Origin of the sequence: Leucobacter japonicus (assembly GCF_001273855.1) — a bacterium.
GTDB classification, from domain to species: Bacteria; Actinomycetota; Actinomycetes; order Actinomycetales; family Microbacteriaceae; genus Leucobacter; species Leucobacter japonicus.
Genome location: NZ_JHBX01000104.1, coordinates 88160 through 100491, shown reverse-complemented (window position 1 = coordinate 100491; position 12332 = coordinate 88160). Strand labels below are relative to the sequence as shown.

Below are 12332 nucleotides of genomic sequence, written 5' to 3'. Positions count from 1 at the left end.
TGCTTCTTCGAGCGTTAGGGTTTTGAACCAAAAATAGGGTTTTAGGCAGAAAAGTGGATGGCTTCGCGTGTGTTTATCCGCGTCCGGCCCATCCGGTTCGTTCCCAGAGTCCCTCCTCGTCGGTGAGCTTTCGGGGCGTCCACGCGCTGATGTCGGAAGGCTGGACGCTGAACTGTCCGCGCTCAATGTTCTGTCGAGCCGTAGAACTGCTCCCTATGCGGCGAACGCTGATCCGCAGATCAGGCAGTATATCCGTTCCATCGAGTCCTCCGGCACCTTCAGCGGCTCGTTGGGGTGGCACGGAGGCTCGATCATCACCATGTCGTCCGGCTCGATCAGCGGGTTATGCACCTCTATGTCGACGCTGAATGACGGGTTGGGCCTATACGCGAAACCTTTCATTCCCTTGAATAGGTTGGCCATCGCATCCTGAACAACCTGATCGATAGCACCTCCTGCACTGCCGTAGACGTGCTCGAGCTGGGCTGGCGTCCACCAGGAGTCGAGGCCTGAAGGTTTGCCGCAGAGCGGGCAGAAGTACTGTGTGGTCGGCTCCGCGTTCAGGTCACCTTCATTGTGGCTGAACCACTTGAACTCTCGCACGCAGGTCGGGCATTCACGTCGGAGGAAGCCGTGGCCGTCTAGAGGCAGGCTCACGGGAATTCGGATTTCTTCGCCCAGCGTCATCATCCGTTCATGTCAAGGAACACGTCTTGAGTGTGTTGTTCGCCGCCATCGCAGCGAGCGGTGATCGTGACGTCGAAAGCGTTGTCCATTCCGGCGCCGCTATAGACCATCCGCGAGGTCATCACGTCGATGGTAACGGAGCGTCCACCGCCCGGGATCTTGGGAATCACTGGAAGCCCGGTGGAGCGCAGGTCAATACCTGCCTTCTCCGGCACCGTAAGCGTGACATCGTAGGCTGTCTCCGCGCCCCGGTTGATCACCTGGAGCTTGTCAATCCGGTTGCCACCTTTGTTGAAGTACTTGAGATCGAAGTCGATCGGCTTCCGCACAGGCTCGGCGCTCGGAAGTCGCCGTCCGAGCGCGAGACCGTCGCCAGGCGAAAGCGGCGCGGTGAAGTCACCTGTGGTGTGCCAGTCCGTGCCCGTCAGATCCACATCGCAGCCCGCGGTCTTGAGTCTGGTTGCGAGCGCCTGGCGGCTGGCCGGAGCATTGCTCAGTCGGATCGCATGGCGGCCCGCGACGTCGCTAAACGGGCGTACCTCTCCGACCTCGACGAGCACCGCGCGCTTCGCATCCCGACCGAGAGCCATCCCAGCTTCGAAGAGCACGTTCGGCCGAGCCTGCGCGGCGGGCTGGGTCTCGATATCGCCGTCACCGTGGCCGTAGCGAGGCTGCAGGTACGCGACTTCGTCGGGGGTCATGAGTACGACGACGGCTGTGGCGTGCTCGAATGCAGCGTCGAGTACCTGCCCGATGTAGGGCGAGCCCTCACCTGTCAGTTCGACGGCGGTCGTCCACTCCATCGGGGACAGGTTGATGCTGCGGAGGAAATCGAACATCGCCTTACGCAGAGCCTCGTTGCGTCCATGCACGACGAAGACCAACCGATTGGCACTCTGGTTACTCACTGATGTTCTCCTTGCGGGTGGTGGGTTGACGCGTGGTGTCCAGTAGTTCCTCAGACCAACGGTACGGACGACCTCGGACATTTGGTTCTCGAAGGTGCGGTATTCTACGCGGCGATTGGCACGAGATCCCGCACGAAGCCGCGCACGTCTTCCAGGCTGAGATCTAGAGCAGCGGAGGCTTCTCGCACGGTGACTTTGCTGGCAGAGCCGTACATGACCTTGCGCAGAAGCTGTGACGTTTCAGGGACGATTCCGCCTGGCTCAGACGACCTGTAGCCCTGATCCGACAGCGTCACGCACATCGTCCTGTACTGCCAGTTGTTGAGCAGATGCAGCTCGTGGAGGCGGTGTGTGAGAGCCATAGCGGAGACATGCCAATACGATCGAGCGGCCAAGATGCGATCGAGGCTGGCTGCACGCATTGACTGCGCGAGTACTGCGCTTTTGGGCATCAGGAATGATGCGGCAAAGCGGTTCGCTTGAGATTCTCGCTCCTTCGAGGTGCTCGGGTCCATGTCGATGTCGCTGTGTAGAACGAGATGACCCAACTCGTGTGCAATGTCGAAGCGTTGGCGCTCGCCTGACTTCGACGTGTTAAGGAACACGTACGGCGTACTGTCTCGAACGAAGCAGAAGGCATCGATGTCGCTGTATTCGTGCCGAAGCGCGGCGATACGGACGCCCTTGGACTCCAATAGGTGAACGAGATTGGAGATCGGGCGATCACCAAGGTGCCAGCGGCGGCGTACGAGTTCGGCGGCTTGCTCCGGTTCGAGTTTGTCGAGGGTCGGAACGTCTGGGCCTGGCAAAGTGAATCGCGACGAGATGTGCTCGTAAAACTCGACGGTCAGGCTTGCAGCGGCGAGTACTGCGTCTCGGCGGGTGGCGGTGGTCTTGCTGAGTTTGCGAAAGCTTGCCGCATCAACGGGCACAGCTTCGAGCGGCTCTCGATCGAAGAACGAGCGCGGAACGGAGAGCGCGACGGCGATCTTGACGAGTGATTCTTCGCTTGGCGGTCGCTCTCCCGTCTCGAAGTTGGTGAGAGAGCGTGGAGATACGCCGCTCTTTTTGGCGAGCCCGGTCAGTGTCAGACCAAGGCGTTGGCGGGCCAATTTCAGACGTTCTGGGGAGAACATAATGGTCGTAAGCGTGTCAGGAGCGAGGTGCAACGGGCACGTCAAAGTCGCCGTCGTCAGGGCTGTCGAAGATCGACAGGTCGCCATCGAGATCGAGGAAGCCGATCAAGATGCGCTCGTCCCACGCCACAATAGCACCGGCGTCCGTCATCTTAGACGGACGGGAGAACTCCAGGTTGAGGCCACGGTCGGTGCGTTCGTGAACAAGGAACCACAATGGTGCTTGTGCCGCCGCCGCGATCAGAGCAGCATCCTGCTCCACCTCCGGCTCATCGAAGAGCGGCAAGACATCTAGCTGCGGGGCAGCCAGCGAGTTTCGCGTAGCCTTGCCCTTCTTTCGCGTACGTGGCGACTTCCGGCGGTCGGGGTTGGCAACGTTGTTTCCCGAGGCGAGAGTGAAGGCGATGAGGGCGTCGGGATGCAGGAGGCGAGGTTGGCGGTCGATCCAGACGAGCTTCCACCCAGTATCAGCGAGGGCCAGCGCGAGTTGCTCCATCGTGTCGTGGTAGATGTCCGTGCCCGCAGACGAGGGGAGCGCCAACGCTGTGCGGTTGGCCGCCCTCGACAAGCCAGGTCGTAGTGCCGAGTGGAGCGCCTCAGTTGTGAGACCGAAGGCGTTGAGGCGACGTTCGTCACCCTCGCCAGCTGGCAGTGCGATGCTTGCGATACTCATTGGGGCCTCCAAGAACTCAATTGCGCATTACGCTACCACATTTGTGGTCGTATATGACGCAACGAATCTCAGTCCGGCGTGCCGGTTGGGTCTCGTGCAGCACCTCGGCAGCGTCTACCGACCGCTCCCACAGTCCGATGCTACCGGCCAGTGCGGCACCTCGTCGGGAGTCTCGTCGTGGCGCTCGTCGGCAAACCGGGGGAGTGCACCCGCGGGGGTGTGCGCCGGATCCGCAGCGACAAGACTCCATTTCATCTCGTCACCGATCGCGAACTCGTCGCCGCAGCAGACCTGCTCCCACCCGCTGACCATGACTTCGATGCGCATGCGTTCGAGTCTACGGACGGGCTGAGCGGTGGCCCGGGTGGGACGTGCGGACAGGGCGGGCGCTGCGTCGCGTTACTGCGCGCGCAGCTCGATCGGGTCGGTGGCGCCGTCGGGGGTTTCGAGCGTCCACCGCTGGTCGGCGCTGGCCTCGGGCAGCAGCTGAGCGATCCACCCCGTCACCGCCGTGAGCACCGCGTTTTCGAGCTCGATGCGCCCCCAGCCGCGAGGGGATGGGGGTACGTCGGGATCCCAGCCGTCTTCCGTCCACTCCACGCCGATGATCTGGCGTTCGTCGCCCACGCGGCGCTGCGTTTCGAACACCGACTCCTCGGGGAAGCGGGCCCAGATGTCGAACGGCCCCTCGGCGTCGTCGTCGACGAATAAGTCGAGCACGACCTCGGTGAGGCGCCCCGCGCGTGCGGCGTCGGCGACGATCGCGAGTCTGCGCTGCGCGTCGGGGGCCATGGTGTCGAGCACCTCGCGGAGAGCGGCGGGGTAGCGGTCTGGGGTGGTCATGAGCGCTGCTCCGCGAGGTACTGCTCGAAGTGCTTCCGAAACCCAGCCTCGTCGAGCACGGGAACCCCGTACTGGCGTGCCTTCGCCGCTTTCCCGCTCACCGAGTCGGGGTCGGCTGAGACGACCGCCCGAGTTGACTTCGTGATGCCGCCCGTCGTGAGCCCGGCAGCGACAATGTCGGCGATCCAGGCATCGCGCGGCCGAGAGAGTTCGCCAGTGAACACGACACGATCGCCGACTTCGAATAGCGTGCTCTGTGCTTCGCTGCGATGCTCACGGGTTGCGTCGAGCGCTCCGACGACGTCGACGGGGGTGAGCCCCATGCTTACAGCGGCGCGGCTGAGGTCGGCGAGCTCGTCGTCTGTGAGCACTCCGTCTGCCCATGCCTCAGCTGCGAGCGCATGCAAGTGCTCACGGTGTAGTTCGAGCATGCGGGGGAGTGTGACACCTGAAGCGGTCGCGATCTCGGCGAGGGATCGTCCCTCCGACTCCGAAATATGGAAGTCGAGCAGCGCTCCATCAAGCGCAACGAGATAGGCGGCCTCAGTTTCGGTGTGCTGAGCAGCGGAAATGAAGGTCGCATTCTCGAGCACACGCTCCATCCACGAGTTTGGGCGCACTGAAGCTGTGGACCGTCGTGCAGCGGTGCGAGGAATGGTGTGCTGTGCGCTGATTGCCCGTGGCCAGACATACGATTCGGAGGCTGAGCGATCCTGCAGCCACTCGGTTCGCGCGCCGCCGAGCTGCACCAGATGCGACACGAGTGCTCCGGTCGCTTCGGCATCGGCGAGCGCCGAGTGCGCGTTGGTGAGCGGAATGCCGAGGGCTTCGCAGCAGTGCTGCAGTTTCGACGCGCCGAGCAATTGGCGCGACCACTTCATCGAGCACAGAGCCGCCGGCCTCGACGCGATCGCATAGCCCGCGCGCCGCAACTCGTGCTCGAAGAACCGCATGTCGAAGCTCGCGTTGTGGGCCACGACGGTGCGCCCAGAGACGAGTGACAAGAGATGATCGCTCACCTCGGCAAATCGTGGCGCATCGAGCACGTCGGCGCCAGTGATGCCGTGAATGTGCGTGGCGCCGATGTCTCGCTGCGGGTGCAACACGGTGGACCATGAATGCTCACGCGCACCTGATTCGTCAAGCAGCACCACCCCGACCTCGAGCACTCGGTCGCTGCGTTCGGGCACGAGCCCCGTTGTCTCAAAGTCGATCACGGCGAAACCTGACATGGTGTTCCTTCGGTTTGGAGGTGTCTCACGGGCAGCCTATCGAAAGCGCTGAGGGGGTGCATAGATGCTGGCCTTCGGAGCGGCCGATGGAATTCCTCGTGATGTCTTGGGTGCTTGGATACACTCGCTCGTGGGGATTGTGGAGCGCGCTGCAAAAATACGCGCAAATCGAAAATCAAAGGAGCCAGAGTGGCTGAAGTGCGTGTACTGGTGGGTCAAGGTCTCGACATCGTGGCCGAGGGCTTAGAACCGATCGTTGCCGCGCGCTTTCGAGAGCTGCTGCCTACTATCCCGGAGTGGATCGATGTGATTCGAGAGAAGGACGTACAGAACGGTCGCTCGCACGATCTGTATCGTTCGGGAGACCTTGCACTCATGCTGCGCGCGATGACCGAGCGCCTTGGATCACTCGGCTTCCCGTTCTCGGAACACTTCGGACGCAAGTCGTCAACCCTGGCGAGCGAACTCCGTACCGTGCGAAACGAGTGGGCGCACGGCGCGAACTTCACATCCGCGGAAGCATATCGGGCGCTCGACACAGCTGAGATGCTGCTTGCCGAAGTCGGTGCGAGTGTACACGCTCCGCAAGTTTCTCGATTGAAACTCGCAGCACTCTCGGGCCTGCAAGCGTTCGCCCACGATGTAGGTGCACACGCTGCCTCGCCTGCACCACAGGCAGAGCCAGTTGTGAGCGATCGACCGCTCTCGCTCATGGCTGACAGCTCGACTGCAGATCCATCCGCATTGGCAGTCGCTGCAGAGCAGACCGCGGTGCCTGAACTCTCTGCTGCCGCGACTGCTGAGCCGGTAACCACGGCAAAATTCTCGGTATCTGTCGTAGACGTGCTCAGCTACGCGATGGCAAACAGCCGTGTGCCGATCCTGCACGAACTGAGCGTGACGTACTCGGGGCCAGAGCTTCGCGGCGCGTCGGTAATAATCGAAGCGCTTGGCCCCAATACCAGTCTCAGCGACCCCAAGGTTCTGCTTGCAGACTTCGACGGTTTGGGTGAAACACACTTCACCGATATCGGCTTCACCCTCGACCCGGCACGCATGCTGCAGGTCGACACGCAAGTTGAGGGTGCCATTGTCGTGACGCTTCGAGATGCGATGGGAGAGGTCATCGGTGAACATCGCAGCACCGTGCGCATTCTGTCATCGCATCAGTGGATCGCGCGGCCCATGCAACTCGGTCTCGAATTGATCGCTGCGCACATTCAGCCGCAGGCGTCTGAGATCGGGGCACTCATCAGGGAGGCCTCGCAGATACTTGAATCAGGCGGATCACCCAGTGCCTTAGACGCCTACCAGTCAGGTGATCCCGAACGGGTCGATACCATCGTGCGTGCGATGTATGAAGCCATGCAAACGCGCGCGATTCGTTACGCTGAGCCTCCGGCTAGCTGGGGAATCAACGGACAACGAGTCCGAACACCGGGCGAGGTACTCGCGGGGGGACTCGGCACCTGCCTCGATACTGCGGTGACGTTTGCAGCCGCGCTCGAAGAGATCGGCATTAACAGCAGCCTATGGTTCGTGCCAGGCCATGTCTTTTTGGGGTACTGGCGAGTCGATAGCTCGTTTGATGCCCCCGCGGATACCGACGCCTCGGAAGCCATCAACTACGTCGGCCTCGAAAACATGCGCGTGCTCGAGACGACGTCGATCACTCTCGGCGAAGACTTTGCGACGGCAATGCGACGTCCGATCGCAGAGCACCTCTCGCGAGGAAACTCACACTTCGATGGAGTGACTGACGTCAAGCAGTCGAGACTCGCGGGAATTCTCCCGCTGCCGAGTCGATCGCTCGACGAGACAGGACAGGTCGTAGTTCGTGAATACCAGGTGGCTCCGGCAGCCCCCGCCCTCGAAATCGGCACGGCATCGGCCCGTGGCCAGGTCGCTGATACCCGAAATCTGCCAGCACGGGTGACACAGTGGAAGAACGCATTGCTCGACCTCAGCCTGCGAAACCGGCTGATTCACTACACCGAGCGAGCCGGTCACTCGTTGTCGGTGCCGCGTGAACGACTGTCTGAATTTGAAGACTTGATCAACGCTGGCACCCCCATTTCACTGGTGGCTGCCGATAAGGTGCCCACGATCGAGCAGGCTCGCGGGATCCGTCTCGGCCAAAACCTCGGTGACGAGACACTCACGCACCTGCTGCGAGACCGCAAACAGGTGTTCATCGATATCGGCGAAGCGGCATACAGCTCCCGTCTGCAATCTCTCGCTTACAAGGCGCGGACGATCCAGGAGGAGACCGGCGCGAACAATCTGTATCTCGCCCTCGGAACGTTGCACTGGCAACTCGATGGACGCGACCTCCGGTCACCTCTGATTTTGGTACCCGTGCGTCTTGTCACCGCGGCACGGGGTGGGGCCTTCAAAATCGTGATCGACGAATCCGGTGAATCGACGCCGAACTTCTGCTTGATCGAAAAACTCCGAGTCGAATTTGGCCTTGATCTACCCGGACTCGCGCAGCCCGAGCGTGACGAATCCGGAATCGACCTCGCAGCAACATTCGCCGCGACTCGGCGCACTCTAGCTGCAGGCCGCGTGCCATTTACGATCGATGAGACGGTCGACCTCGCGGTATTGCAGTTCGCAAAGTTTCGGCTGTGGAAAGATCTCGACGAGAACTGGGAACAGCTCGCCGAGAATTCCCTTGTTCATCACCTCGTGCACTCGGCGACTGAAGCGTTCCGAGACCCGGTCCCACCAACAGGTGACGCGCCATTGGATGCAGCAATCGTCGAGCTTCCGGTGCCCGCCGATTCGTCTCAAACGGAGGCCGTTCTCGAAGCCGTTTCCGGTCAAACATTCGTGCTCGAGGGGCCACCCGGAACTGGCAAGTCACAGACCATAACTAATCTCCTTGCACATGCAATGGCGCATGGCAAGAAGGTGCTCTTTGTTGCAGAAAAGCGCGCCGCGCTCGACGTTGTGAAGCAGAGACTCGAGGCCGTAGGGCTCGGAAGTCTGAGCCTCGATCTGCATGACAAGGGAGCACGCCCGGTCGCGGTTCGCGAACAACTCAGCGCGGCCATCGATGCCGCCTTCACTTCTGATCACACGCGTCTCCTCTCAAGCCGCGAACTGAACGCGTCGAGCGCGGCAACGCTGCGGCGCTACGCCGAACGCCTGCACGAACCCAATGCATTCGGGTATTCGTACTACCGCGCACAAGACGCGATGTTGGCCGCAGAGCCGGGTATCAAAGCGCTGCCAATCCCGACTTCATTTGTGAGCACCGCCGGTGAAGCGGAGGCCGCGGAATTGCGTTCCGCACTTCGTGAACTTCCGGAAATAGCGGATCTCGCTCTGCCGTCCCCTTTGCACCCTTGGGGATTCATCACCCAGCCTGTGCATGAACGTGCGTTGAAGGAAATAGTGAGTGCGGCCCAGGCATTCGACCGGGCGTTCTCCGACGTCGTTGCAGCGCAGGTGGATGAGGAGCTCCTCGCCCTCGTGACGGCTCATGAGGATCTCACTGAGTACGCCGCACTGTATCGCTCGCCGCGCGTTTCGCTTGCGGTGGTTGATGCTTCGCGTGCCCCGGTCGACTCTGGTCAAATTGCGCACTTGCGAGCTGACATTTCCCGGCTCGCTTCAGACGTTCCACCTTGGGCTTCGACCATCGGCGTCGAATGCTTGGGCGGCGTCGATGTATCTGGTGTGCACGCGCGTGCCGTCGTGGCCGATCAATCCTCGTTCTTCGGCCGAAAGAAACGGCAACGCAGCGCGTTGGCGGAGTACGGTTCGGCACTGCGCATCGATCCGAGACAGATTCCGGCGAGTCACATCTCCGCGTTGACCGGAGATGTGCATGCAACCGCTACGACACTCAGCGATATCGTGCAGCGTTCCGCACAATTGCCGCTGCGGATCATTCCACAGGGCTGGAACCCGTTGATCGCGCCCGGGGCCGAGCCCGTGCTGCAGCAACTCGACTGGGTGGTGTGGCTCTCTCGGACGCTGCGCGGAGGCGATCCTGTTGCGAAGGAAAGGGTCACTCATCTGCGTCGCGTATTCGAGACCAAGCCGGCTGATGACCGAGCTGCGGCCGCGCTCAGTGCATGCGCGACGGCGTGGCGCGAGTTCGAACGGGTGCTGCAGGCCGCTGAGGGGACCGCAGGTGCACGTCTTCAGTCGTGGGCCGGTGACCAAGGCGTGCTCGCAGCCTGGGCGCAGACTACTGAGGGCCGTCGGTTCAATCGCGAGCCAACGGCATTCGCTGCTCGATATGTGCATTTCTTGTCGAAGTTGGAACCACTGCGCAAGGCGGCTCTTCATGATTCCTATGCTGGCCTGGTTTCCGGGGCATTTGCCGCCGACGATGCAGCGATTGCCTTCGATTTGGGCATCGCGCAAGCCTCTCTGCAGGAGCGAGAAGATGCCCAAGCACTTGGGCTGTTCGACGGGAAGACGCACTCGCGAGCGATACAACGGTTTACGGCGAGTGCGCGTGACGTTCGAGAAGAACTGCCCCGTTGGATTCCCGAACAGGTGATTGGTCGCCGCCAGATTGACCCCGCATACACCGGCGGTGCCATGGGCGAATTGCGTCGGCAGCTGACACGAAAGCGCGGCGGCATGAGCATTCGTACGCTGTTCGAGCGGTTCGAATCGATCATTCTGCAGATCACCCCGTGCGTGCTGATGAGTCCCGAATCTGTGGCACGTTTCTTCCCTGCCAGGTCGAACATGTTCGACGTCGTCGTCTTTGATGAGGCCTCGCAGATTCGTGTTGCCGATGCTGTCGGAGCGATGGGACGAGGTGCTTCGGTCATTGTCGTCGGAGACAGCAAACAGATGCCGCCGACGTCGTTCGCAGAGGTTCAGATTGGCGAGGTTGGTGATGCTGACACCGCCGGCGAAGCAGTCGTCGACGAGGAATCGATTCTTTCTGAGTGCGTGCAGGCGCGCGTCAGTCAGAAGTGGCTCTCGTGGCACTACCGCAGCCAGGACGAGTCGCTCATCTCATTCAGCAACCACACCTACTACGATGGCAAGCTTTCCTCGTTCCCTGCACCACTGCCAGCCTCGGGTGGTTCCGATCATGGCATCTCACTCGTTCGCGTCGACGGTCACTTCGCCCGAAGCGGTTCGGGGGCGTCGCTGCGAACGAACGAGGTCGAAGCGCGAGCAATCGTCGAAGAAGTCGCACAACGGTTCCGTGGCTCGGCAGCGATATCTCCTTCAATTGGGATCGTCACGTTCAACGCGCAGCAGCGTGCGCGAATCGAAACGCTTCTGCGGGAGCATCCTGACGAGCGGTTGGCTCTCGCGCTCGAAGAGCGCGACGGCCTTTTCGTGAAGAATCTTGAGAATGTACAGGGTGACGAACGCGACACCATTTTGTTCTCGGTCGCCTTCAGCGCCAACGAGAAAGGCGTCGTGCCGTTGAATTTCGGACCGCTCACCCGCTCGGGTGGTGAGCGACGTCTCAACGTCGCGATCACGCGAGCGCGCAGACAAGTGGTGCTGTTCGCAAGCTTCAACTCCACAGACTTGAGAACTGAGAGCACGATATCGCACGGTATCAAGCACCTGCAGGCGTACATGGAGCTCGCAGAACGCGGCGTCAAGAGATCCTCGCTCGGGGCTACCGTGAAACCTCAGGTCGATCGACACCGCTCTGAAGTCGCAGCAGCGCTGCGCGAGCGCGGCTACGTTGTGCGTGAAGATGTCGGGCTCTCTGATTTCCGAGTCGATATCAGCGTGGCGACCGCAGCTGAGCCGGATGCACCAGTGCTCGCAATTCTGCTCGATGGGCAATCGTGGCGCGAGCGGCGAACCGTCGCTGATCGCGATGGTCTGCCATCGGAGGTACTGCAGAACTTGCTTAAATGGCGTGCTGTGGAACGCGTATGGCTGCCCGAATGGCTGAAAAACCGCGAGGGCACGGTGCAACGTCTCGTCGAGGTGGTCGACCACGCACAGATTGCTCCCGAGACGGCGAAAGCGTCCGTTCCTAACGAAGCATCGGCGCGGATTTCCGCCGTCGACCATGTGGAGCAAATGCCGAGTTCGGTTGCAAGCGAGAAGTTCGGAATCGAGCGGGTCTCGCTCTTGCCATCGGTCACTCCGGATGCGGTAGACGTGGCGAGCCACGCGCCTGTTGCATCACGTGCATCGGTGCCGACGAGCTCGGCAAGGCAGGCAACTCATGAACGTTTGCGTAGCTTCGTGCCTTGGGCGGGCGGCCAACGCGGTGGGATCGAGGTACTCGACGCACTTCCCGGCCGGGCAGCTACGCGACTGGTATCAGGTGTCGCCAAGGAAATCGTTGATGCCGAAGGTCCGGTGCACGTTCAACGACTGGTGAAACTCGTCGCGGAGTCATTTGGGCTGTCGAGGGTGGCGCAAAGTCGGTCGGCACGCATCGAGGCTTGTATTCCCGGCGAATTTCTCCGCAGCGAGCGAGGCACGTTTGTTTGGCCAAAAAGCGGCTTGAACGCATTCACCGACGCCCGGGTGCCGGGACCCGACGAACGCCGCGATATTGATTCCGTCGCGCTTGAAGAAATCGGGAATGCAATGATTGTCTTGCTCGAGAGATCGGGAGGTATGAGTCGTGACACGCTCGTCCGTGAGGCGCTCGCTCTCTTCGGCGGACGGCGCATCACGACCGGTATCGCGAACCGCCTTGACGAAGCACTCCAACGTGCAGAAGCGAGTGGAAAAGTCTCTCGAGCCGGCATGCACTGGGTTGCGACCTGAACGATGACGCGACCAATGATGCTGTAGGAGAAGTGCGCGCCTCGACTGTCTCAATGGTCGGCGCCATAATCGCTAAGAGCGAGTGGGCGACTGCGGCCCTCCGCGCGACCATGGCCGG

At 61.4% G+C, this 12332-nt stretch carries 8 protein-coding genes; 1 reads left to right on the top strand and 7 read right to left on the bottom strand.

Features of this window, described 5'->3' with window-relative positions; all coding sequences use genetic code 11:
* Positions 1-213: 213 nt before the first annotated feature.
* The 7 genes from AMS67_RS04975 to AMS67_RS04945 all read right to left on the bottom strand — a co-directional run bounded on the left by AMS67_RS04975 (position 214) and on the right by AMS67_RS04945 (position 5479).
* Positions 214-687, bottom strand: a complete 474-nt coding sequence (locus tag AMS67_RS04975; RefSeq protein ID WP_053386381.1) for a hypothetical protein — start codon at positions 685-687, stop codon at positions 214-216.
* Positions 687-1595 (bottom strand): nucleotide-binding protein, encoded by a 909-nt coding sequence (locus AMS67_RS04970; protein ID WP_075201234.1) that lies wholly within the window; start codon positions 1593-1595, stop codon positions 687-689. The genes AMS67_RS04975 and AMS67_RS04970 overlap by 1 nt, the downstream gene beginning before the upstream one ends.
* Positions 1596-1699: 104 nt before the next feature.
* Positions 1700-2731: a helix-turn-helix domain-containing protein gene (locus tag AMS67_RS04965; protein ID WP_053386379.1), complete on the bottom strand. Its 1032-nt coding sequence runs from the start codon at positions 2729-2731 to the stop codon at positions 1700-1702.
* Between the two features lie 16 nt (positions 2732-2747).
* Positions 2748-3404: a hypothetical protein gene (locus AMS67_RS04960; protein ID WP_053386378.1), complete on the bottom strand. Its 657-nt coding sequence runs from the start codon at positions 3402-3404 to the stop codon at positions 2748-2750.
* Positions 3405-3518: 114 nt separating this feature from the next.
* Positions 3519-3731 carry a DUF6578 domain-containing protein gene (locus AMS67_RS04955; protein ID WP_053386377.1) on the bottom strand — a complete coding sequence of 71 codons (213 nt, stop codon included), beginning with the start codon at positions 3729-3731 and terminating at the stop codon, positions 3519-3521.
* 72 nt (positions 3732-3803) lie between these two features.
* Positions 3804-4247 carry a DUF6389 family protein gene (locus AMS67_RS04950; RefSeq protein WP_053386376.1) on the bottom strand — a complete coding sequence of 148 codons (444 nt, stop codon included), beginning with the start codon at positions 4245-4247 and terminating at the stop codon, positions 3804-3806.
* A complete protein-coding gene (locus AMS67_RS04945; RefSeq protein ID WP_053386375.1) occupies positions 4244-5479 on the bottom strand; it encodes an exonuclease domain-containing protein in 1236 nt (411 codons plus the stop codon). Before AMS67_RS04945 ends, AMS67_RS04950 begins: the two co-directional genes overlap by 4 nt.
* 189 nt (positions 5480-5668) lie before the next feature.
* Here AMS67_RS04945 and proA point away from each other — a divergent pair, with 189 nt between their 5' ends.
* Positions 5669-12214: an anti-phage protein ProA gene (gene proA / locus AMS67_RS04940; protein WP_053386374.1), complete on the top strand. Its 6546-nt coding sequence runs from the start codon at positions 5669-5671 to the stop codon at positions 12212-12214.
* The last annotated feature ends 118 nt before the right edge of the window (positions 12215-12332 follow it).